Origin of the sequence: Streptomyces sp. NPDC087844 (genome assembly GCF_044742785.1) — a bacterium.
In the GTDB taxonomy this organism is placed as follows: domain Bacteria; phylum Actinomycetota; class Actinomycetes; order Streptomycetales; family Streptomycetaceae; genus Streptomyces.
Genome location: NZ_JBIUVD010000045.1, coordinates 1 through 24,338, shown reverse-complemented (window position 1 = coordinate 24,338; position 24,338 = coordinate 1). Strand labels below are relative to the sequence as shown.

The 24,338-nt window shown below is 73.4% G+C and carries 6 protein-coding genes and 2 pseudogenes; 5 read left to right on the top strand and 3 right to left on the bottom strand.

Features of this window, described 5'->3' with window-relative positions:
• Nucleotides 1–10,235, top strand: a pseudogene (locus tag ACIOKD_RS41355) (SDR family NAD(P)-dependent oxidoreductase); the annotation flags it as partial.
• A gap of 31 nt (nt 10,236–10,266) precedes the next feature.
• Here ACIOKD_RS41355 and ACIOKD_RS41350 read toward each other — a convergent pair.
• Both ACIOKD_RS41350 and ACIOKD_RS41345 read right to left on the bottom strand, forming a co-directional pair.
• Entirely contained in the window at nt 10,267–11,937 is a 1,671-nt protein-coding gene (locus ACIOKD_RS41350) for an MFS transporter (protein WP_402093616.1), read from the bottom strand.
• A 66-nt stretch (nt 11,938–12,003) separates the two neighbouring features.
• Nucleotides 12,004–13,548 (bottom strand): AMP-binding protein, encoded by a 1,545-nt coding sequence (locus ACIOKD_RS41345; protein ID WP_402093615.1) that lies wholly within the window; start codon nt 13,546–13,548, stop codon nt 12,004–12,006.
• 124 nt (nt 13,549–13,672) lie between these two features.
• Here ACIOKD_RS41345 and ACIOKD_RS41340 point away from each other — a divergent pair, with 124 nt between their 5' ends.
• Nucleotides 13,673–13,921, top strand: coding sequence for a phosphopantetheine-binding protein (locus ACIOKD_RS41340; RefSeq protein ID WP_402093614.1), 249 nt, complete (start codon nt 13,673–13,675; stop codon nt 13,919–13,921).
• Nucleotides 13,922–13,998: 77 nt separating this feature from the next.
• Here the strand turns inward: ACIOKD_RS41340 and ACIOKD_RS41335 are convergent, their stop codons facing one another.
• Entirely contained in the window at nt 13,999–14,946 is a 948-nt protein-coding gene (locus ACIOKD_RS41335; protein ID WP_402093613.1) for an ACP S-malonyltransferase, read from the bottom strand.
• 206 nt (nt 14,947–15,152) lie between these two features.
• On the opposite strand from ACIOKD_RS41335, the gene ACIOKD_RS41330 reads away from it, so the two are divergent.
• The 3 genes and pseudogenes from ACIOKD_RS41330 to ACIOKD_RS41320 all read left to right on the top strand — a co-directional run.
• Nucleotides 15,153–16,763: an AMP-binding protein gene (locus ACIOKD_RS41330; RefSeq protein ID WP_402093612.1), complete on the top strand. Its 1,611-nt coding sequence runs from the start codon at nt 15,153–15,155 to the stop codon at nt 16,761–16,763.
• Nucleotides 16,764–16,938: 175 nt separating this feature from the next.
• Nucleotides 16,939–17,802 carry an SDR family oxidoreductase gene (locus ACIOKD_RS41325; RefSeq protein ID WP_402093611.1) on the top strand — a complete coding sequence of 288 codons (864 nt, stop codon included), beginning with the start codon at nt 16,939–16,941 and terminating at the stop codon, nt 17,800–17,802.
• A gap of 73 nt (nt 17,803–17,875) precedes the next feature.
• Nucleotides 17,876–24,338, top strand: a pseudogene (locus ACIOKD_RS41320) (SDR family NAD(P)-dependent oxidoreductase); the annotation flags it as partial.

Here is a 24,338-nt window from a genome sequence, read left to right as displayed (position 1 = left end):
GTCGTGGGAGGCGTTCGAGCGTGCGGGGATCGATCCGCACACGATGCGTGGCAGCCGGACCGGCGTCTTCACCGGACTCATGTACCACGACTACGCGCTGGACATGGACGCCGCCAGCACCAACGGCGGGAGCCTCGCCTCCGGCCGGGTCTCCTATGTGTTCGGCCTGGAAGGGCCGGCGGTGACCATCGACACGGCCTGCTCGTCCTCGCTGGTGGCACTGCACCTGGCCGCACAGGCACTGCGCTCCGGCGAATGCTCCCTGGCACTGGCCGGCGGCGTGACGGTGATGGCCACCCCCGGCATGTTCGTGGAGTTCAACCGGCAGCGGGGCCTCGCCGCGGACGGCCGTAGCAAGTCGTTCTCGGCGTCCGCGGACGGCACCGGCTGGGCCGAAGGCGTCGGCATGCTGTTGGTCGAGCGGCTGTCGGACGCCCGGCGCAACGGGCATCCGGTGCTGGCCGTGGTCCGTGGCTCGGCGGTGAACCAGGACGGCGCCTCGAACGGGTTGACGGCGCCGAACGGTCCGTCCCAACAGCGGGTGATCCGGCAGGCGCTCGCCAACGCGCGGCTGTTGTCCGACCAGGTCGACGCGGTGGAGGCGCACGGCACCGGCACCACGCTGGGCGATCCGATCGAGGCGCAGGCGCTGCTGGCCACGTATGGGCAGGACCGTCCGCAGGACAGCCCGCTGTGGCTGGGGTCCGTCAAGTCGAACATGGGGCACGCGCAGGCCGCCGCCGGAGTCGCCGGCATCATCAAGATGGTCCAGGCGATACGCCACGGCATCCTGCCCAGGACACTCCACGTCGACGAGCCGACCCCGCACGTCGACTGGTCGGCGGGGCGGGTGGAGCTGCTGACCGAGGCGCGGGAGTGGCCGGAGGTGGACGGTCGTCCGCGGCGGGCGGGGATCTCCTCGTTCGGGATCAGCGGCACCAACGCCCACGTCATCATCGAGCAGGCCCCGGACGCCACCTGGTCCGACCCGACGTGGTCCGACCCGACCGGGCCCGGTCGACCGGAACCCGCCGGAACCGGGTCCGGAGAGGTCGGGCCCGCCGAAACGGGGCCCGGTGGTCCTGCACGCGCCGAGACCGGGTCCGTCGAACCCGCGCCCGTCGGCGCCGAGTTCCGCGAAGTCGTACCCGGCTCCGTGCCAGGACCCGTCCCGTGGGTGCTCTCCGGCAAGTCCGCCGAAGGGCTGCGCGGCCAGGCGGAACGGCTGGCGGCCTTCCTGCGGACCGGGGCAGACCTCTCGGCGGTCGACGTGGGGTACTCGCTGGCGACCTCCCGGTCGGTGTTCGACCACCGCGCGGTGGTGTCGGCGCAGGACCGTGACGCCGGCCTGGCCGCTCTGGACGCGCTCGCCACGGACGCCGTGGACGGGAACGTCGTACGGGGCGTGGCCGCGGGAGACGCCCGGCCGCCGGTGTTCGTCTTCCCCGGGCAGGGTTCGCAGTGGGTCGGTATGGCGGTCGAACTCCTGGACTCCTCACCCCGCTTCGCCGCCCGCATGGAGGAATGCGCCAAGGCCCTCGGGCCGTTCGTGGAGTGGGACCTGTTGGAGGTGTTGCGTGGTGACGGCGGGCCCTTGGAGCGGGTGGATGTCGTCCAGCCGGTCCTGTGGGCGGTGATGGTGTCGCTGACGGAGGTGTGGCGCGGTTTCGGGGTGGAGCCCGCCGCTGTCGTCGGGCACTCCCAGGGTGAGATCGCGGCGGCCTGTGTGGCGGGCGCGCTGACCTTGGACGACGGTGCCCGCGTCGTCGCGGTGCGCAGCCGCATCATCGCGGAGGACCTCGCCGGCCAGGGCGGCATGCTCTCGGTGGCCCTGTCCGCCGAAGCCGTCACCGAACTGCTGGCGGACTGGGACGGACGCCTGGAACTCGCCGTGGTCAACGGCCCCGCCTCGGTCGTCGTATCCGGCGAGACGGAGGCACTGGCGGAACTTGAGAAGACGCTGAAGAGCCGGAACGTCCGCGTCCGCCTCGTCCCCGTGAACTACGCCTCCCACGCCATGTTCGTCGAGGGCGTCCGCGACCGGATACTCGCCGAGCTGGAAGGACTGTCTCCCCGGCCGTCCCGGATCGGCTTCTACTCGACGGTGACCGGTGGCCTGGCCGACACGGCCACGCTGGACGCCGCGTACTGGTACGCCAACCTGCGGCAGACCGTCCGCTTCGAACAGGCCACGCGCGCCCTGCTGGACGACGGCTTCACCGCGTTCGTGGAGTCCAGTGCGCACCCCGGCCTGCTGGTCGGCCTGGGGGAGACCCTGGAGGCGCACGGCTCCGCCGCCGTGACCGTCGGGTCGCTCCGCCGGGGCGAGGGCGGCGCTCGACGGCTCCTCGCCTCGATCGCCGAGGCGTGGGCGGGCGGTGTGCACGTCGACTGGAGCACCGCCTTCGAAGAGCACCGGACCCGACGCGTCGAGCTGCCCACCTACGCCTTCCAGCGCCGCCGGCACTGGACCGACGCCGTCGCCGCCGCCCCGGGGGCCGACCCCGCCGACGCCGCGTTCTGGGACGCGGTGGAACGCGAGGACCTGACCTCGCTGGCGGACCGTCTCGACCTCGCTCCCGAGGCACTGGGGGACATCGTCCCCGCCCTGTCCACCTGGCGCCGACGGCACCGCGAGGACGCCACTGTGGACTCCTGGCGCTACCGGATCGTGTGGAAATCCCTGGCCGAGCGCCCCGCCGCCCCGCTCAACGGCACCTGGCTCGTCGTGATCCCCTCCGGGCTCGCGGCCGGTACGGTCGCCGCGATCACCGACGGGCTCGCCGGACAGGGCGCGCACGTCGTGCCCCTGGAGACCGACGGGGACGACCGGGCCGCGCTCGCGGAGCGGTTGCGTGCCGGGACGGCCGACGGCGTCCTGTCGCTGCTCGCGTTCGACACCCGGCCGCACCCCGACCACCCGACGCTCACCCGGGGCGCCGTCGCCACGATCGCGCTGGCCCAGGCACACGGCGACGCAGGGCTCACGGCCCCGCTGTGGTGCGTCACCCGGGGCGCCGTCGCCGTGGACGGTGCGGGCGAGCCGGCCGATCCGGCGCAGGCGTCGCTCTGGGGCCTCGGCACGGTGCTCGGCCTGGAACGCCCCGGCACCTGGGGCGGCATGGTCGACCTCCCCGCCGGCACCGATGCCGATGCCGATGTCGACGCCGACGCGGACGCCGACGCGGACCTCGACCCGGAGACCGTCCGGCGCCTGTGCGCCGCGCTGGGCGGCGCGGACGGGGACCAGATCGCGATCCGCCCCGCCAGGACCGCGGCCCGCCGCATGGTGCGGGCCGCGCTCGGCGACACACCCGCCGAACGGCGCTGGCGGTCGCGCGGGACGGTCCTGGTCACCGGCGGCACCGGCGGGATCGGCGCCCACGTGGCCCGGTGGCTCGCGGGCAACGGCGCCGAGCACCTCGTCCTCACCAGCCGCCGCGGCCCGGCGGCCGAGGGCGCCACGGAACTGACGGCCGAACTGACGGCACTGGGCGCCCGGGTGACCGTCGCGGCCTGCGACGTCGCCGACCGGGACGCCCTCGCCGCCCTGCTCGACTCCGTGCCGGGAGAGCTCACGGCGGTCATGCACGCGGCCGGTGTGCTCGGCACCGACGCGCCCCTGGAAGACCTCACGCCGGCGGAGTTCGCCGCCGTCGGACGCGCCAAGACCGCCGGAGCGGCACACCTGGACGAACTGCTCGCCGACCACCCGCTGGACGCCTTCGTGCTGTTCTCGTCCGGATCAGCCGCCTGGGGCGGCGCGGGCCAGTCCGCCTACGCCGCCGCCAACGCCTACCTGGACGCGCTCGCACACCGGCGCCGCGCCCGGGGACGTACCGCGACCGCCGTCGCCTGGGGAGCGTGGAACGCCGGGATGATCGACGCCGGGACCGGCGCCGCGACCCGGCGGATCGGACTGGGCGCGATGGAGCCGCGGCTCGCGATCGCCGCGCTTCAGAAAGCGCTCGACCACGACGACGGCACCCTGGTGGTGGCCGACATCGACTGGGCCCGCTTCGCCGGCGCCTACACCCTCGCGCGGCCCCGGCCGCTGCTGGACGACCTCCCCGAGGTCCGTGCGGCCCTCACCGGCGGGGAGGACGAGGAGAAGTCCGCCGAGCCGGCGTTCGCGGCGGGGCTCGCCGCGATGACCGGGGCGGAACGCGGCCGGGCCCTGCTCGACCTGGTGCACACCCATGTGGCGGTGCTCCTCGGCTACGACGACAGCGCCGAACTCGACCCGTCACGCGCGTTCAAGGAACTCGGGTTCGACTCGGTCGCCGCCGTGGAGCTGCGCACCCGGCTGAGCGCGGCCACCGGCCGGAAGCTGCCCGCCACGGTGGCGTTCGACCACGCCTCACCGGCGGCGCTCGCCACGTACCTGCAGTCCCTCATGCGTCCGGACGGCGCCGTCGAGGTGCCCGTCAGCGCGGAGCTGGACCGGCTGGAGGCGGCCGTCGCAGGGCTCCCGCCACAGGAGATCGAACGCACCCGGCTCACCGAGCGGCTCCAGACACTGCTGGCGACGCTCAACGAATCCCTCGGCGCGCGGGACGGCACCGCCGTCGCCGACCGGCTGGAGAACGCGACGGCCGACGACATCTTCGACTTCATCGACAAAGACCTTGGCATGGCCTGACGGAGGCGCAATGGCGAACGACGAGAAGCTTCTCGGCTACCTCAAGCGGGTGACCGCTGAACTGCATCAGACCCGTCAGCGGTTGCAGGAGGTCCAGACCCGGGAGCGGGAGCCGGTCGCCGTCGTCGCGATGAGCTGCCGCTACCCGGGCGGGGTCCGCTCGCCGGAGGACCTGTGGCGGCTGGTCGAGAAGGAGACCGACGCGATCGGGGCGTTCCCCGACGACCGAGGCTGGGACACCGGGCAGCTGTTCGACAGCGACCCCGACCGGCCCCGCACCAGTTACGTCCGCGAGGGCGGCTTCGTCCACGACGCGGGCGAGTTCGACGCCGCCTTCTTCGGGATCTCCCCGCGCGAGGCCCTCACCATGGACCCGCAGCAGCGGATCGCGCTTGAGCTCTCCTGGGAGGCGTGCGAACGCGCGGGCATCGACCCGTCGGGCCTGCGCGGGAAACAGGTCGGCGTCTTCGTCGGCTCCGGTGGCCAGGACTACGCGTACGCGCTGGACGCCATGCCCGAGGCCGAAGAGGCGTACCTGAGCACCGCCAACGCGGCCTCGGTCATCTCCGGCCGGATCTCCTACACACTCGGGCTTGAGGGCCCCGCGCTGACCGTCGACACCGCGTGCTCGTCCTCGCTGGTCGCGCTGCACCTGGCCGCACAGGCACTGCGGCGGCGCGAGTGCGACCTCGCGCTCGCCGGCGGTGTCCTGATCATGTCGCTGCCCGCGCCGTTCATCGCCTTCAGCCGCCAGCGCGGCCTGGCACCCGACGGGCGCTGCAAGGCGTTCTCCGACACCGCCGACGGCACCGGCTGGGCCGAGGGCGCCGGAATCCTGCTCCTGGAACGGCTGTCGGACGCCCGCAGCAACGGTCACCCGGTGCTGGCGGTCGTACAGGGTTCGGCGGTCAACCAGGACGGCGCGTCCAACGGCCTGACCGCGCCCAACGGCCCCTCGCAGCAGCGGCTGATCCGCCAGGCACTGGCCGAGTCACGGCTGTCCGCCGCCGACGTCGACGCCGTCGAAGGGCATGGCACCGGCACCACGCTGGGTGACCCGATCGAGGCCCAGGCGCTGCTGGCGACGTACGGGCAGGACCGGCCGGAGTCCCGTCCGCTGTGGCTGGGCTCGATCAAGTCGAACATCGGTCACGCGCAGGCCGCCGCGGGCGTCGGCGGCGTCATCAAGATGGTGATGGCGCTGCGCCACGGACTGCTGCCGAAGACGCTGCACGTGACGGAGCCCTCGTCGCACGTGGACTGGTCCGAAGGCGCCGTGCGCCTGCTGACCGAGACGATCCCGTGGCCCGACAGCGGGCGACCGCGCCGGGCGGGCGTCTCCTCCTTCGGGGTCAGCGGGACCAACGCCCACATGATCATCGAGCAGGCACCGGACGAGCCCGCGGACGGGACACCCGAACGACCGGCCCCCGCGCACCCGCATGCCCGGGTCCCGGTGCCGTGGCCGGTGTCCGGCCGGGACCCCGCCGCGCTGCGCGCCCAGGCCGGGCGCGCCCTGGCACACGTGACGAGCGGCGGACCGGCCGACGTGCTCGACGTCGGATACTCACTGGCGACCGGCCGGGCCGCGCTGCAGCACCGTGCCGTCGTGCTGGCGGACGACTCGGAGGACGGACTGCGCGGGCTGGCCGCCGTCGCCGACGGCGAGCCGCACCCCGGCGTGCTTGCCGGCTCCGCGAGCGGCGGCCTGACGGCCTTCCTGTTCTCGGGCCAGGGCGCGCAGCGCTTCGGCATGGGCCGCGAACTGTACGAGGAGTTCCCGGTGTTCGCCGATGCGCTCGACGCGGTGTGCGCCGAGCTGGACCGGCATCTGGACCAGCCGCTCAAGGACGTGATCTGGTCCGAGGACGGGCCGCTGGACCAGACCGTCCACACCCAGGCCGGGCTGTTCGCCGTGGAGGTGGCGCTCCACCGGCTCCTCGAATCCTGGGGGATGGTGCCCGACTTCGTCGCGGGCCACTCCATCGGTGAACTGGTCGCCGCGCACGTCGCCGGGGTGTGGTCGCTGGCGGACGCCGCCACGCTCGTCGCCGCGCGCGGACGTCTGATGCAGGCGCTCCCGGCGGGCGGGGCGATGGCCGCCGTCGAGGCAACCGAGGACGAGGCCGTACCCGTCCTCGGGGCTGCCGCGGTGGCGGCGGTCAACGGACCCGGCTCGGTCGTCGTCTCCGGCGCCGCGGACGAAGTGGACCGGATCACCGCGCACTTCGCCGCCCTGGGCCGCAGGACGACCCGGCTGAAGGTGTCGCACGCGTTCCACTCGCCACTGATGGAGCCGATGCTGGAGGAGTTCCGTCGCGTCGCCGAAGGGCTCACCTACGCGGAACCCGCCATCCCCGTCGTCTCCCACCTGACCGGCACCGCGGCGGGGGACGTCGGATCGCCGGACCACTGGGTACGGCACGTCCGTGAGGCGGTCCGCTTCGCCGACGGCATCGCGTACCTGCGGTCCGAGGGCGTCACCCGGTTCGTGGAGCTGGGCCCCGACGGCGTACTCACCGCGTTGACCGAGGACATCCTGGACCGCGCCCAGGACACGGCGGCGCTCGCCGTACCGGTGCTGCGCCGCGAGCACCCCGAACCCGCCGCCCTGCTCACCGCGGTCGGCCGGCTCCACGTCGGCGGCGCCCGGGTCGACTGGCACGCGGTGTTCGCCGGACGCGGCGCCCGGCGGGTGGACCTGCCGACCTACGCGTTCCAGCGCAAGCGGTACTGGCCCGACGCGACGGACGCCGCCGCGGGCCGGGCCGACGACGTCGGTACCGCGGGGCTGGAGCCGGCCGGGCATCCGCTGCTCGGCGCCGTCCTCGCCCTGCCCGACTCCGGCGGCGTCGTCCTCACCGGACGGCTGGCGCTCGGCACACAGCCGTGGCTGGCGGACCACGACCTGCTCGGCAGTACGCCGCTGCCGGGCGCCGCGTACGTGGACCTGCTCGTGCGCGCCGCCGACGAGGTCGGCTGCGGGACGATCGAGGAACTCACCGTCCACGACCCGCTGGTGCTCCCGGCGCGCGGCGCCCTCTCACTCCAGGTGGCGGTGGGCCCGGAGGAGTCCGGCACCAGGCAGGTCACCGTCCACTCCCGGCCCGCGGACGCTGCCGCGGACCTGCCGTGGACGCGCAACGCCTCCGGCCGGCTCTCCCCGGGCCACGAACCCGCCACCTTCGACCTGGCCGAGTGGCCGCCGCGCGACGCCGACCCCGTCGACATCGACGACGCCTACGAGAAGCTGCTCGTCCGGGGCCACGGCTACGGACCGGTGTTCCGGGGGCTGCGCGCGGCCTGGCGGCGCGACGGGGAACTGTTCGCCGAGGTCGAACTCCCCGAGAGCGGCTCCACCGAAGCGGCCGGATACGGCATCCACCCGGCGCTGCTGGACGCCGCCACCCACATCGACCTCCTCCACGCCGAGAGCGGCCGGGCCGACGGAACCGGGGCCCTGCTGGCGACCGGCTGGAGCCGGGTGAGCCTGCACACGACGGGCGCGAGGGCCCTGCGGGTACGCATCTCGCCGGCCGACGGCGGCGGGCGCGCCCTGCGACTCGCCGACGAGAGCGGGCAGCCGGTGCTGTCCGCCGACCTGACGACGACCGCCGTCTCCGCCGAGCGGCTGAACTCGGCGGGCGGCGAGTGGCACGACTCGCTGTTCCGGGTCGGCTGGACGCGTACTGCCCTCGAAGCGCCGCGCGCGACCTGCGCCGTCGTCGGCGCGGACGGGTGGGGGCCGGCCGGCGGGATACCCGCGTTCGCGGACCTGGCGGCCCTCGCCGGGACGGACGTACCCGAGGTGGTCTTCGTCGCGCCACCCACCAGTGACGCTCACGGCGCTCGCGGTGCCCGTGACGCTCACGGTGCCTGTGACACCCGCGGCCCACAAGGTGCCCATGACACGGACAGCGCCGACGGCACGCCCGAAGACGTGCACGCCGCCTCGCGCGGCATGCTGGAACTGGTCCAGACATGGCTCGCCGACGACCGGTTCGCCGCGTCCCGGCTGGCCGTGGTGACCGAGGGCGCGGTCGCCGCGGCCCCCCACGAACGCGTCGCGGACCTCACCGGCGCCGCGCTGTGGGGCCTCGTCCGCGTCGCCCAGGCCGAACACCCCGACCGGTTCGTCCTGCTCGACACCGACGGCACCCCCGAGTCGGCACGGGCCCTGCCCGCTGCGGCCTCCCTGACCGAACCCCAGGTCGCGCTGCGCGCCGGCGAACCGTGGATCCCCCGGCTGACCGGCGCGGGCCAGGCACCCGCGGGTCCCGCGCCCTGGGACCCCGACGGCACCGTACTGATCACCGGGGGGACGGGCGGTCTCGGCACCCTCATCGCCCGGCACCTGGTGTCCGCGCACGGCGTGCGGCGGCTGCTGCTGACCAGCAGGCGCGGCATCGGTGCCCCCGGCGCGGCGGAACTGCGCGAGGAACTCACCGCACTGGGCGCGCGGGTCGAGATCGCCGCGTGCGACCTGGCCGACCGGCGGGCCACGGCCGCCCTGCTGGAGGGGCGTGCGCTCACCGGTGTCGTCCACGCCGCGGGTGTCCTGGACGACGGGGTGATCTCCGCCCTGACGCCCGAGCGCGTGGCCGCCGTCCTGCGCCCCAAGGTGGACGCGGCCTGGAACCTGCACGAGCTGACCCGCGAGCAGGACCTGACGGCGTTCGTGCTGTTCTCGTCCGTCTCCGGCACCCTGGGCGCCCCCGGGCAGGGCAACTACGCGATGGCGAACGCCTATCTGGACGCGCTCGCCGAACACCGGCGCGGCCTGCGCCTGCCGGCGGTGTCGCTGGCATGGGGCCCGTGGGCCGAGGCCGGAATGGCCGAGCGGCTCGGCGAGGACGCCCGCCGGCACGAACGCTCCGGGATACCGGCGCTGTCCACCGCCGACGGCCTGGCGCTGTTCGACCGGGCCCTGGAGCACGGCGCGAGCGTCCTGCTGCCCGTCCGGTTCGACATCGGCGTCCTGCGCTCCCATGCCGGGTCCGCGGCGCTCCCGGCGATGCTGCACGGCCTGGTCAGGGTCCCGCCGCGGCGGACCGCCCGCAACGGAGGGGCCGCCCCGCCGACGCTGCGTCTCGCCGGTCGGACAGGACCCGACCGGGACCGGTTCCTGCTGGAGGTCGTCCGCGGTCAGGTCGCCACGGTACTCGGCCACGAGGAGGGCGGTTCCGTCGAGCCGGACCGGGCGTTCACCGAGCTCGGCTTCAGCTCGCTCACCGCGGTCCAGCTGCGCAACGCCCTCAACGCCGTCACCGGCCTTCGCCTGCCCACCTCGCTCGTCTTCGACCATCCGACGTCCCGCGCGGTCGCCGAGCTGCTGCTGACCGAGCTGGCCCCGGAGGAGGAGACCGGGCCCGCGCTGGACTCCGAGCTGAGGAACCTGGAACTGGCGCTGGAGGCGGCCGAACCGGACGAGGACGAGCGCGCCAGGGTCACCGTCCGGCTGCGCGCCCTCACCGCGGCGTGGGCCGTCTCCTCGCGGCCCGACGACGACACCGCCGCCGGGGCGAGCCTGGCGACGGTGTCGGCGAAGGAGATGTTCGACATCCTGGACAGTGAGCTGGAGACGCCCGCCTGAGCCAGGGGCAGCCCCTGGGGCCGCCCGGGGGTCAGCCCCCGGCGGACCCGGGGACGCTCTTGTCGAGCGGCGCGTCGAGTGACGCGCCGCCCGGCACGTCGAGGGGCGTGTCACCCGGCACGTCACCCGGCACGTCACCCGGCACGTCGCCCGGCGCGTCGGGCACGACGGGGGAGGTCACCGGGGCCACGGCCTGCCGCCTCAGCAGCAGGGTGGCGGCCACGGCGGCGGCCACCATCACGGCGGCGGCGATGGCGGCGTTGAGGTTCAGCCCGTGGACGAACGCCTCCCGGGCCCCGTCCAGCAGCCCCGACCGTGCGGGTTCCGGCAGCTGCTGGGCCACCTCGGACGCTCCGCCCAGCGTCTCGCGAGCGGCGTGCACCGCCTCGGGCGACATCCCGGACGGCACGGTGTCCTGTACGTCGGTCCGGTAGATCGCGGCGCCGATGCTCCCCAGGATCGCGACGCCCAGCGCGGCACCGAGCTGGTTGGCGGTCTCCGACAGCGCCGACGCCGCTCCGGCGCGCTCCGGCGGCGCCGCGCCGAGGATCATGTCGGCGGTCAGGGTCAGCGCGACACCGAGCCCGGCGGCGACCCCGACGACCCCGCCCACCAGGACCGCGAGGTGGGAGTGCACTCCGACCTGGGTCAGCACGAGGAACCCGACGGCCGTGATCAGCAGCCCGGTGGACACGATGTACACCGGGCGCACCGTGCGGGCGACCCCGGTGGCTACCGTGGTGGCGAAGGCCACCGCCACCGGCGCGGGCAGCGACCACAGCGCGGCCTCCAACGGGCCCATGCCGCGCACGAGTTGCAGCCACTGCGTCGAGAACAGCGCGAATCCGACGAGCGCGAAGAACGCCACCACGTTCACCGCCATCGGCGCCGAGAAGGCACGTACGCGAAACAGGTTCAGGTCGATCAGGGGATCGCGCACCGTGCGCTGCCGCTGGACGAACGCCGCGCCGATCAGTGGTCCGGCGAGCAGGGCCGCCACCGCGACCGCGCTCACGCCGTCCTGCGCCAGCGACTTGATCCCGTAGATCACCGGAAGCACGGCGCCGAGCGACAGCACCGCGCTGAGCAGGTCGAACCCGCCGGGCCTGGGATCGCGGTACTCGGGGATCAGCGCCGGGGCGAGTGCCAGCAGCAGCACCATCGCGGGGACGTTGATGAGGAACACCGAGCCCCACCAGAAGTGGTCAAGGAGCACCCCTGACACCAGCGGCCCGAGCGCGGCACCGCCGGCGAACCCGGCCGTCCAGATCGCGATCGCGGTGCGTCGCTGGGAGATGTCCTGGAACATGTTGCGGATGAGCGCCAGCGTGGACGGCGCGAGGATCGCACCCGCCACGCCCAGCAGCGCGCGGGTGCCGATGAGCGCCTCGGCGCTGCCCGCGTAGGCGGCGGCGACGGACGCGGCGCCGAACAGCGCGGCGCCGGTCATCAGCAGTCGGCGGCGCCCGAACCGGTCCCCGAGCACGCCCATCGTGATCAGCAGGCCGGCGAGCAGGAACCCGTAGATGTCGAGGATCCACAGCTGCTGGACGCTGCTCGGCTCCAGCGACGCGGTGATGAACGGGACGGCGAGGTAGAGGACCGAGATGTCCATCGAGATGAGCAGATTGGCCAGGACCAGGACGGCGAGTCCCACCCACTCTCGCCGCCCGGCCAGCTGGGGTGATGCGGTGGTGGACATTGATCCTCCGTCGGGAGACATGGTCGGTCGGAGCCGGACCGCCCTGGGCGGACCGGCGTGGTGCGCTCAGGGCCCGCCGGACGTCACGGCCTTCGCGGCGAGCAGGGATCGGTCGATCTTCCGGTTGGCGTTGAGCGGGAACGACTCGACATGGCGGAACGCCCGCGGCAGCATCCCCTCGGGGAGTACCCGCCGCAGTTGTCCGGCGAGCACGACGGGGGAGACGGGGACGCCGGTGTAGAACACCACCAGCTCCAGTCCGCCGCCACCCGCGGGGCGGGTCACGGTCACCGCGTCCTCGACTCCGGCGCACGCGCGCACGGCGTCGTCGACCTCGGCGAGCTCGACCCGCCAGCCCTGGACCTGCACCTGGGCGTCCAGCCTGCCGAGGTAGACCAGTTCACCGTCCGCCAGTTCGCGGACGCGGTCACCGGTGCGGTACCAGGTCCGGCCCCCGTACCGGAGGAAGCGGCCCTCGTCGTCCGCGGGGTCCAGGTAACCGGCCGTCATCTGCGGCCCCGTGACGCACAGTTCGCCCTCGGCTTCGGCAGGAGCACCGTCGGGGCCGAGCAGCAGATGGTCGTGACCCTCGTGCACCGTCCCGATCGGCACCTGGCCGTTCACCCCGAGGGCGGGCGAGAGCTGAGGGGACCAGCGGTGACCTGTGACGGTGACGGTGAGCTCGGTGGGGCCGTACAGGTTCTCCACGGTCGAACGGGACGCGGCGCCCTGCCAGTCGGCGGCGTCCGCGCAGCGCAGCGCCTCACCGGCGAACAGGCTCCAGCGCAGCGACGGCATCGCCGCGGGCGTCAGGCCTCCCATCCGCCGGACGAGGGCGATGGCGCTCGGCGTGGAGAACCACACACTCGTCCGGCGCTCGGCGATGAACGCGGGCAGGTCGGTGTAGGCGCGCACGGGCACCGTGTGTACGCTCGCGCCGGCCCCCCAGGCACAGAACAGGTCGAACATCGCGCAGTCGAAGTTCAGCCCGAAGGTCTGCGAGAAGACGTCCTCGGGACCGAAGTCGTAGCGGGCGTCCAGCAGCGAGAAGTAGTGGTGCGTGCTCGCGTGCGTGATCGGTACGCCCTTGGGGCGGCCGGTCGAACCCGAGGTGAAGAGCATGTAGGCGAGATCGTCTGGCGCGACCGGACGCGGTGCGCTCAGGGCGTCGCGCGCGCGGACGGGAACGACCGGGAACCGGCCGCCGGTGGTCCCGGGCTCGTCCGCCAGCACCGGGACGTCCACGCCGGCCGCCTCCAGAGCGGCCGACCCGGCCCGGTCGGCGATCACCGCCGACACCCCGGCCGCCGCCAGCATCCGCCGTGTGCGGACCGCCGGAAAGTCCGGGGCGAGCGGTACGGCGGTCGCACCGGCGTACAGCGCCGCGAGCAGCCCGGCGCAGGATGTCCGGCCCTTCTCCGCCAGTACGCCGACAGCCCGGGGCGGTCCCGCCGGGGACGCCAGCAGCGCGCCCGCCCACGCGAGTGCCTGCTCGTGCAGGGCCTCGTACGTCACGGTCCCGGCGTCGGCCCGGAACGCGGGACGTGTGAGGGAGGCGGCCAGGCCGCGCAGGAACCGCGCGTGCAGCGCGTGCTCGGGGATCTCAGTCATTGCGTCATCCGTGGAAAGGGGTTGATAAGGGTTGTCCGCCGCGCGGGCGGATGCTTAGCGTGGTCCACGGAACACGTCATTTCCTCGGCCCGAAATCATGGCCCGACACCCTTCAGGAGTGCATATGTGGGATTCCCGATTCGAGGAGCTTCTGCGGCAACGGCTGCCTTTTCTCTCGGCAGGTGACTCGCTGGCCGGGGACAGCAGCCTGCGTGATTTCGGCCTGGATTCCATGGGCGCGGTCGAACTGCTGGCATCACTGGAGAACACGTTCCAGGTGCGGTTCGTGGACGAAGCGCTCGACATGGCCACCTTCGCCACGCCCGGCACGCTGTGGACGACACTCTCCCGGATGCGCGAAACAGCCGCCTGAAAAGCCCGTCTTAACAGGACCCGGCCGAAACGCCGACGGGATTCGCGCGCCCTCTTCACCGACTGTTTTCGCGATGGTCATACGGCGACGTCCCGGCGGCGCGGCCGCATGGCCACCTCCGGTTTGAGAGCGACGACCTCGAAATGGTCGGTCACGCACCGCACCCGCCCCCACAGGTTGTCGGGACCGCACACGTGGAGCGTGCCGACACCGAGGTCCCGCAGGGTCCGCATCACCGACGGCCACCGCACCGGCCGCACGGCCGCGTCCAGCAGCAGGGTGCGCAGTTCCCCGCCCGACCTCAGCAGCGATCCGTCGTGGTCCGACACGACCGGAAGCACCGGATCGCCGAATCCGACCTCCGCGTACACCTCGCTCTCCAGGGTCTCCCGAAGAGCGCGGAAGGCGCTGGAGTGCATGGGCGGACGCATCGTGGACAGGGGCAGCCCGCCCAGTGCGCGCAGCCGCGCGTTCAGCCATTCCAGCCGGTGTTCACGCACCGAGAGCATGTAGAAGTCGTGGTCGACATAGCAGGAGACGTCGTACCAGTCGCCCCGGTCGGCCAGCTCGCCCAGCACCTCGGCCAGTCTGTCCTCGGGGGTGCGGGCGAACGACTGGGTGACCACGTCGCGGTACTCACGGGTGAAGTACTCCTCGATGTGCCGGCCCGTCCGGGCGGTCAGCCGCACCGCCTCGGAGAAGTCGAGCGAGCCCGAGTGCACCGCCGCGGGCGTTCCGCCGAAGCTCGGCCCGGCGTAGACCACCGGATCGGCCCCGAGCGTCTCGGTCGCCCATTCCGCCATGGCCAGACAGTTCACCAGGAACGCTATCCGCGCGGACTCCTCGTAATCGCTTTCGGCGGCACGGAAACGGTCGAGAAGGGAGTATCCGAGCACCTGGTCCGCTTCTGCCGACAGTCGGCGGGCGGCCGGGTTCATGAGCATGAATTTCCCGACGTTCGCAAAACTCGCCGGACTGATTGCGGGAAAGATCATCGCGGCTTCCGTACGGAGGCCGGTATCCATATGTCTTTCTCTCCTCGAATGTAGGAACTGCCGTTGATAGTGTGGCTTCGCAAGTCTGCACGCCACCCGGGTATCGGCAGTACCCCTAATGCCCCCTAAGCGAAGGACCACTGTCCGGCGCGCCTTGTACGGCCGGATCGCGCCATGGTAGGGAGGCCTTCTCATTTCCGATTCGCGCGCTTTGCTCGCCAGTAGAGGTGACCCGGATGAGTGTGAACGAGAAACGGCCGGCCCGTGTACAGAACACGGTCGACAACCTTTATCACCACCTGATGGGAGCCTGCGAGGCCACGCCCGACAAACCCGCCGTGATCGAGCTCGCGGACACCGGCGACGGCGTCGCGACGACCAGCTACGCGCAGTTGCGGGAACGGGCCGAGACCTATGCCGACGCGCTCGGCGACCTGGGCCTGGACGTCGGTGACCGGGTGGTCCTGGAGTCCGACACCTCGGCGTCGGCGATCGCGCTGTACACGGCCTGCTGCCTGCTCGGCCTGCCGTTCGTACCGGTGAGCCCCGAGACCCCGACCAAGCGGCTGCTGTCGATCATCGACAGCGCGCGTCCCGCCCTGTACCTGCAGACCGAGCGCGGGGGCCGCGACGGCATCCCGCCCGAGGTCGGCACCGCCCGGTTCGGCCCCGACGGGCTGACGGTCGTGCGGGCTCCGCAGCCCAGGGTCCGGCACCGGCGGGAAGTCGTCCCGACGGACCCGGCGTACATCATCTTCACCTCCGGCACGACCGGCCGCCCCAAGGGTGTGGTGATGAGCCACCGCGCCAACACCGCGTTCTTCCGCGCGGTCCTGGAGCTCGGCCTCGTCGCGCCGGACGACCGCGTCGCCACCACGTCGCCGCTCCAGTTCGACTTCTCGCTGCTCGACATCGGCATGGCGCTCGGTGCCGGGGCAAGCGTGGTCGCGGTGCCCCGCGACCGGCTGCGCTGGCCGCGGCGGTTCCTCGGCTTCCTCCGTGACGCGGGCGCGACCCATGTGCACGGGGTGCCGTCGATCTGGCGGCCGGTACTGCGCACCGAGCCCCGCGCGCTGGCGGAACTCGGCCTGCGGGGAGTGCTTTTCTGTGGCGAGGAGTTCCCGCTGGCCGAACTGCGCCGGTTCCAGGCCCTGTCGCCGTCGACGCGGATCGTCAACTGCTACGGAGCCACCGAGTCGATGGCGTGCTCGTTCACCGATGTGCCCGCCCCGCTGCCCGAGGGCCTGGAACGGCTGTCGATCGGCTTCGCGCATCCGGGTGCCGAGATGATGCTCGCCGACGAACGCGGCCGGCCGATCACCCGGCCCGGCGTCGTCGGAGAGATCCACCTGCGCGGCCCCTCGCTGTTCAGCGGCTACTGGAACGACCCCGATGCCACGCGGGCGGCGCTCGTGCCCGACCCGCTGAACCCGGCCTCGGGTCAGATCGTGTTCCGCACCGGCGATCTGGCGCACCAGGGTCCGGACGGGGCGATGTACTTCCGTTCCCGCGCCGACTCCCAGGTGCAGATCCGCGGGAACCGCGTCGAACTCGCCGAGGTGCAGCGCCGGCTCATGGACTTCCCCGGCGTCGCCGCCGCGGTCGCCATGGTGGTGCCCGGCTCCGGCGCCGACCCGGTGCTGTGCGCCTTCGCCGTCATGGAACGCGGCACCCCGGAGCCCGGCCGCAGGGAACTGCGCGCCCACTGCGCGGAAGCGCTGCCCGACTACATGGTGCCGCAGGAACTCCAGGTCCTGGAGGAACTGCCCGTCACCGAGAACGGCAAAGTCGACAGGGCGGTACTGGCCGCACGGCTCACCACCCCGACGTCGTTTAGGGGCCGATAAGGGTTGGTGGCCGTCGGGGCCCCGGGTAGCGTTCGGCGCGAACGGTGCATTGGCTCAACGAATTGCCGCCGTATTCTCGCCACTTGGCGTCGCGGGGCGCGCCTCGCTCTTTCCCGTGGCCGACTGTGCTGCCACATTTCCCATTCCGAACGCGGACAAGACACGGAGAAATGAGATGAAGGTTTTCGTCACTGCTGGAACGGGCGTCGTGGGGACGGCTCTGGTGAGCGAGCTGCGGTCCCGTGACGTCGAGGTCTCGGTGCTGACCCGCAGCGCCGAGAACGCCGAGGCGCTTCCCGAGGGTGTGCGCGGCGTCGTCGGCGACCTGCTGGACCACAAGCTGCTGCTGGAGGAGTTCGCCGCCGCCGACGCGGTGTTCCTCAACCTGCCCGTCGGCGAGGCCGAGACCTACCAGGGGCTCCTCGCGGTGGACGCCGCCAGGCGCAGCGGCGTCGGACATCTGGTGTACGTCTCCACTCAGGACCTGGAGAACCTGTTCACCCCGCCGCACTGCGGTGTGAAGGTCGCCGTGGAGAAGGCCCTGAAGGCCTCCGGCGTCCCCTACACGATCCTGCGCCGCGGCGAGCTGATGCAGAACGACATCGGGGCCAAGGACATGCTGCTCATGGGCGTGTACGGCATCCCGCTCGGTGAGATCGGCGTGTCCCGGGTGGACGTCCGTGACGTCGCCGAGACGGCCGCGGTCGTCCTCACCTCGCCCGGCCACGAGGGCCGCACCTACACCGTCACGGGCCCCGAGCCCGTCACCGGGCAGTTCGTCACCGACACCTGGAAGCGCGTGCTCGGCGTCGAGATCGCCTACGTCGGCGGTGACCTGGAGTCCTGCTCGCTGATCCTCAACCAGATGATGCCGCAGCACCTCGCCCGCGACCTCTGGCTGATGTACGAGCACTACGACCACAACGGCTACGTCGCCGCGGCCGAGGACATCGAGGCCGTGACCAAGCTGCTCGGTCGCCCGCCGCGCTCCTTCACCGAGTTCGCCGAGGAGACGGCACAGGCCTGGAAGGCGGCCTGACCCCGCGTCACGGGGCCGTGGAAGACGTCGGCGAACGGTGTCACGATCGTGGAGTGCGCGCATGAGTGAATTCGGTGAACCCGGTGGCCAGGACGGCGGAGAATTCGCCGCCCTGACGGCCGCCGGATCGGCCTCGGAGCAGCTGCACCTGCTGCTCGAACTGGTGCGTGCCGAAACGCTCGCCGTACTGCGGAGGGCCGATCCGGGGGCGTCGGGGAGAATCGACGCGGAACGGCCCTTCCGGGAAATCGGAATCGACTCCCTCGGCCTGGTCGAATTGCATTCCAGGCTGACGGCGGTGACCGGCCTCCCGCTGCCGGTCACCATGGGATTCGATCACCCCAGCCCGGCGGAACTGGCCGAGTACCTGCGCGCGGAGGCGCTGGGGCTCCCCGCCGTCCGGCCGCCCGCCCCGGCGCGGCCGGCCGGCGACGGCGACGAGCCGATCGCCGTCATCGGGATCGGGTGCCGCTTCCCCGGAGGCGTCACCTCGCCCGAGGACCTGTGGCGGCTCGTCGCGGACGGCACCCATGTGATCTCCGGCTTCCCGGCCGACCGGGGCTGGGACCTGGACGCCCTGTACGACCCCGACCCGGACGTCCCCCGTACCAGCTACGTCCGGCAGGGCGGATTCCTGGACGGTGCCGCCGACTTCGACGCGGCCTTCTTCGGCATCAGCCCCAAGGAGGCCCTGGCGATGGACCCGCAGCAGAGGCTGCTGCTGGAAACGTGCTGGGAGGCGCTGGAACGGGCCGGCATCGACCCCGGTCGGCTGCGCGGCACCGAAGCGGGCGTGTTCATCGGCGTGGAGCCGCACGAGTACGGCCCGAAGACCCATCAGGCGCCCGACGGCCTGGACGGGCACCTGATGCTCGGGAACCTGCCCAGCGTGGTGTCCGGCCGTGTCGCCTACACCCTCGGTCTTGAGGGGCCGACGCTGACCGTGGACACCGCCTGCTCGGGGTCGCTCACCGCGCTGCACCTGGCGGTGCGGTCGCTGCGTGGCGGCGAGTGCGAACTCGCCCTGGCCGGCGGTGTGACGGTGATGTCGAGCCCCGGGACCTTCACCATGTTCAGCAGGCAGCGCGGCCTCGCCCCGGACGGCCGCTGCAAGGCCTTCGCCGCCGCCGCGGACGGCACCGGCTTCGCCGAGGGCTCCGGCGTGTTCGTGCTGACGCGTCTGTCGGACGCGCGCCGCGCCGGGCACCCCGTTCTCGCGGTGGTGCGCGGCAGCGCGATCAACCAGGACGGCGCGAGCAACGGCCTGACCGCGCCGAACGGGCTCGCGCAGCAGCGGGTCGTCCACCGTGCGCTGGCCGACGCGGGGATGACCGCCGGGCAGGTGGACGCCGTCGAGGCGCACGGCACCGGCACGCGTCTCGGCGACCCGATCGAGGCACGTGCCCTGATCGCCGCCTACGGGCCCCACCACACCGCCGACCGGCCCCTGTGGCTGGGATCGGTCAAATCGAACATCGGGCACACGGGTGCCGCCGCCGGGGCCGCCGGCCTGATCAAGATGATCATGTCGATGCGGCACGGCACGCTGCCGCCGACCCTCCACGTGGACACACCGTCCCCGCACGTCGACTGGTCGGCCGGCACCGTACGGCTGCTGACCGGGCCGGTGCCGTGGGAGTCCGGTGGGGAGCCCCGCCGCGCGGGCGTCTCCTCGTTCGGCGCGAGCGGCACCAACGCCCACGTGATCATCGAGCAGGCACCGGACCTCGACGCCGCCGACCTCGGCACCGCCGAACCGCACCGTTCCGGCACCGCCGAACCGCACCACCCCGGCGCCACCGCCCTCGCCACCGCCGGCTCCGACAGCGCGAAGGCCGGGCCCGCCGCGGCCCGGGTGACACCCCTCGTGCTGTCGGCGCGCGGAGAGCCCGCGCTGCGCGCCCAGGTGGAGCGGCTGAGGTCACTGCTGGCCGCGCCCGACGCCCCGTCACTGGACGACGTCGCGTACTCCGCGGCCACGACCAGGGCCGCCCTGGGCCACCGCTCGGCAGTCGTCGCCACCGACCGCGAGGAGGCGCTGCGCGCCCTGGCCGCCCTCGCCGACGGCGGACCGCCGTCCCTCGGCCCGGTCACCGACCCCCGCACCGCGTTCCTGTTCACCGGCCAGGGCAGCCAACGCCCCGGCATGGGACGGCAGTTGTACGAGACGTTCCCGGTGTTCGCACGTGCCCTGGACGAGGCCGCCGCCCATCTGGACGTACAGCTCGACATACCGCTGCTCGACGTGCTGTTCGCCGCCGACCCGGCTCGCGCCGCGCTCCTGCAGCGGACCGCCTACGCCCAGCCCGGCCTGTTCGCGGTCGAGGTGGCGCTGTTCCGCCTGGTGGAGTCCTGGGGCATCGTCCCCGACCACGTCGCCGGCCACTCGGTCGGCGAACTCACCGCGGCCCACGTGGCCGGCGCACTGTCCCTGGAGGACGCCGCACTGCTCGTCGCCGCCCGAGGCCGCCTCATGCAGGAACTGCCGTCGGGCGGCGCCATGGTCGCGCTGGGCGCCTCCGAGGAGGACGTACTGCCGCGCCTCACCGGGAACGCCGGGATCGCCGCCGTGAACGGGCCCGCGTCGGTCGTGGTGTCCGGCGACGAGGACGCGGTGGCGCGGATCACGGACCGCTTCGCCGCCGAAGGGCGCAGGACCCGGCGGCTGCGGGTCTCGCACGCGTTCCACTCACCGCTCATGGAACCGATGCTCGAAGAGTTCCGGCGTATCGCCCAGGTCATGGACCACGCGCCGCCGCGGATCCCGATCGTGTCGAACCTGACGGGGCGGCCCGTCGTGCCCGACGCCGGCTACTGGGTGCGGCACGTCCGCGAGGCGGTCCGCTTCCACGACGGCGTCCGGTGGATGGAGTCCGAGGGCGTCACCACGTTCCTCGAACTCGGCCCCGACGCCGTGCTGTCGTCGATGGGCCCCGACTGCCTCGGCGACGACACCGACGCGGCCTTCGTACCCGTCCTGCGGGCCGGGCGACCTGAGGAACGCGAGCTGGTCGCGGCGGTGGCACTCGCTCACACCCGGGGCACCGGCGTGAACTGGGAGACCTTCTTCGCCGGACGCGGCGCGCGGCGCGTGGACCTGCCGACCTACCCGTTCCAGCGACGCCGCTACTGGCTGGACGACACCGCGCCGACGGCGGGACGGGACGGCACCGGCCATCCCCTGCTGGACACGGCGATCGGCCTCGCGGACACCGGCGCGACGGTGCTGTCCGGACGGCTGTCGGTGCGCTCCCAGCCCTGGCTCGCCGACCACGTCATCGCCGGAGCCGTACTGCTGCCGGGAACGGCGTTCGTCGACATGGTGATCCGGGCCGGCGACGAGGTCGGCTGCGGCACCGTGGAGGAGCTCACGCTGGAGGTGCCGCTGGCGCTGCCGGCCGACGGCGGCGTGAGCGTGCAGGTCGTCGTCGGCCGGCCCGACGCCTCGGGCCGCCGCTCCGCCGACGTCCACGCCCGCCCGGAGGGCGACGGCCCCTGGACACGGCACGCGAGCGCGGTCCTGGCACCGCCCGGCCCCGTGGACACGACGTCGCCGACGCCCGCCACGGCCCAGTGGCCGCCACCGGACGCCGAGCCCGTCGACGTCTCCCTGCTGGAACAGGCGGGCTCCGCCTACGAGTTCGGCCCCATGTTCCGCAACCTGCGCGCGGTGTGGCGCCGCGGGACCGAGGTGTTCGCCGAGGCCCGACTGCCCGAGGAGGCCCGCGCACAGGCGGGACGGTACGGACTGCACCCGGCACTCCTGGACTCCGCGCTGCGCCCCGCCGACCTCGTGGGGGACCGCGTCCGGGGGAGCGAGGAGGTCTGGCTCCCGTTCGTCTGGACCGGTGTGACCCTGCACGCCTCCGGCGCCACGGCGCTGCGGATACGGATCTCCCCGGCGGGCCCCGAGGGGGTGTCGCTGGAGATCACCGACACCTCCGGCGCCCCTGTCGCGTCGGTGGCCTCGATCGTGGAACGCCTTGTCCCCGTCGAACGCCTCACCGGTACGGCGCCGAGCCCGTCGCTGCTCAGGCTGCGCTGGGAACCCGCGCCGGCGCACACGGCTCCCGCACGAAGCGGCTGGGCCGCACTCGGCACCGAGGAGTTCGGACCGGACGCCACGGCGCATGCCGACCTCGACGCCCTGCGCACGGCCATCGCGGCCGGCGCGGCCGTACCCGAAGCGGTGCTGGTCCCGTTCCCGCCGACGCGCGGCGAGCCCCACCGGGCCGCCCGGGCCGCGACCCACCGCCTGCTCGATCTGCTGCAGCGCTGGCAGGCCGAGGAACAACTGGCCTCCTCCCGGCTGGTGGTCGTCACCAGGGGCGCGGTCGCCGCACGACAGGGGGAGACCCCCGACCTCGGCAGCGCCCCGCTGTGGGGCCTGACCCGCTCGGCCCAGGCCGAGCAACCCGGCCGGTTCGTCCTCGCGGACCTCGGCGCCGGCACCGCGCGAGGGCTGCGCGCGGCGCTGGCCACCGGTGAACCGCAGGTCGCGGTCCGCGGCGACACGGTCCTCGTCCCCCGCCTGGCCGAGGTCCCCGCACCCGACACCGCACCCGACACCGCCCCGGACACCCCCTGGGACTCCACGGGCACGGTGCTCATCACCGGAGGCACCGGCGGGCTGGGCGGCCATCTCGCCCGGCACCTGGTCGTCGAACACGGCGTCCGGCACCTGCTGCTGGCCGGCCGCCGGGGCACGGACGCGCCCGGTGCCGCCGACCTCGCCGCGGAACTGACGGAACTAGGCGCCTTCGTCACCGTGGCCGCGTGCGACGCCTCGGACCGGCAGGCGCTGACGGCGCTGCTGGCGGCGATCCCCGCGGAGCACCCCCTGTCGGGTGTCGTGCACACCGCGGGCGTGGTCGCCGACGGCCTGGTCGGGTCGCTCACGCCCGAACGGGTCGACGAGGTGCTGCGCCCCAAGGCGGACGCGGCCTGGCACCTGCACGAACTGACCCGGCACCTGGACCTGTCGGCGTTCGTGCTGTACTCCTCCGTCGCGGGGATCGTGGACGGCCCAGGACAGGGCAACTACGCCGCCGCGAACGTCTTCCTCGACGCGCTGGCCGAGCACCGCCGCGCCGAGAACCTGCCCGCCACGTCACTGGCCTGGGGTCTGTGGTCAGGAGACGGCATGGGCGCCCGGCTGGACGAGGCCGCCCTGCGCCGGGCGGGCCGCTCCGGCCTGGTGGCCCTCACACCCGCCGAGAACCTCGCCCTGTTCGACCTGGCCCTGCGGGCGGGGCAGGCCGTGGCCGTCCCCGTCAGGGTGGACGCCGCCGCGCTGCGCGACCGCGCCGACGGTGTGCCGTCGGTCCTGCGCGGCCTGGTCCGAGGCCCGGTGCGCCGGACCGCCTCCGCGGGCGCCCCGCCCGTCGGCGGAGCGCCCCTCACGGCCCGGCTCGCCGCACTGCCCGAGGCCGAACGCGACCGTGTCGTCCTGGATCTGGTCCGGACCCGGGTCGCCCAGGTGCTCGGACACGACGGCGCGGACGCGATCGAACCGCGCCGGGCCTTCAGCGAGATCGGCTTCGACTCGCTCGCCGCGGTGGAGCTGCGCAACGGGCTCAACGCGGCGACCGGACTGAGGCTGCCCTCGACCCTGGTCTTCGACTACCCGAACCCCGCCGCTCTCGCCGCCCACGTACTGGCCAGGGCGTCCGGCACGCGTACGGCCCCCGCCGTGCCGCCGCCCGCCGCGATCACCGGCTCCGGCTCCGGTTCCGGTTCCGGTTCCCGGGACGACGCGATCGCGATCGTCGCGATGGCCTGCCGCTACCCCGGCGGGGTGGACTCCCCCGAGGACCTGTGGCGGCTGGTGGCCGAGGGCCGGGACGGTGTCTCGGCCTTCCCCGAGGACCGCGGCTGGAACGTGGCGGACCTCTACGACCCCGAGCCGGGCAGGGCGGGCAAGAGCTACATCCGCGAGGGAGGGTTCCTGCACGACGCCGCCGACTTCGACGCCGGCCTCTTCGGGATCAGCCCCCGCGAGGCCCTGGCCATGGACCCGCAGCAGCGCCTGCTGCTGGAGGCGTCGTGGGAGGCGCTGGAACGCGCCGGGATCGATCCGCTGTCGGTGCGCTCCACCACGACCGGTGTGTTCGCCGGGATCATGTACCACGACTGGGCGACCCGGTTGGCGAAGGTGCCCGAGGACCTGGCCGGTTACCTCGGCAACGGCAGCGCGAGCAGCGTCGCCACCGGGCGCGTCGCCTACACGCTCGGCCTGGAGGGTCCCGCGGTGAGCGTGGACACCGCGTGCTCGTCCTCGCTGGTGGCCCTGCACTGGGCCATGCAGTCGCTGCGGCGCGGCGAGTGCTCACTGGCGCTGGCAGGCGGCGTGACCGTGATGGCCACCCCCGACACGTTCGTGGACTTCAGTCTGCAGCGTGGTCTGTCGCGTGATGGGCGGTGCAGGTCGTATGCGGCCGGGGCGGATGGTACGGGGTGGGGTGAGGGTGTCGGGATGCTGTTGGTGGAGCGGTTGTCGGATGCCCGGCGCAACGGGCATCCGGTGTTGGCGGTGG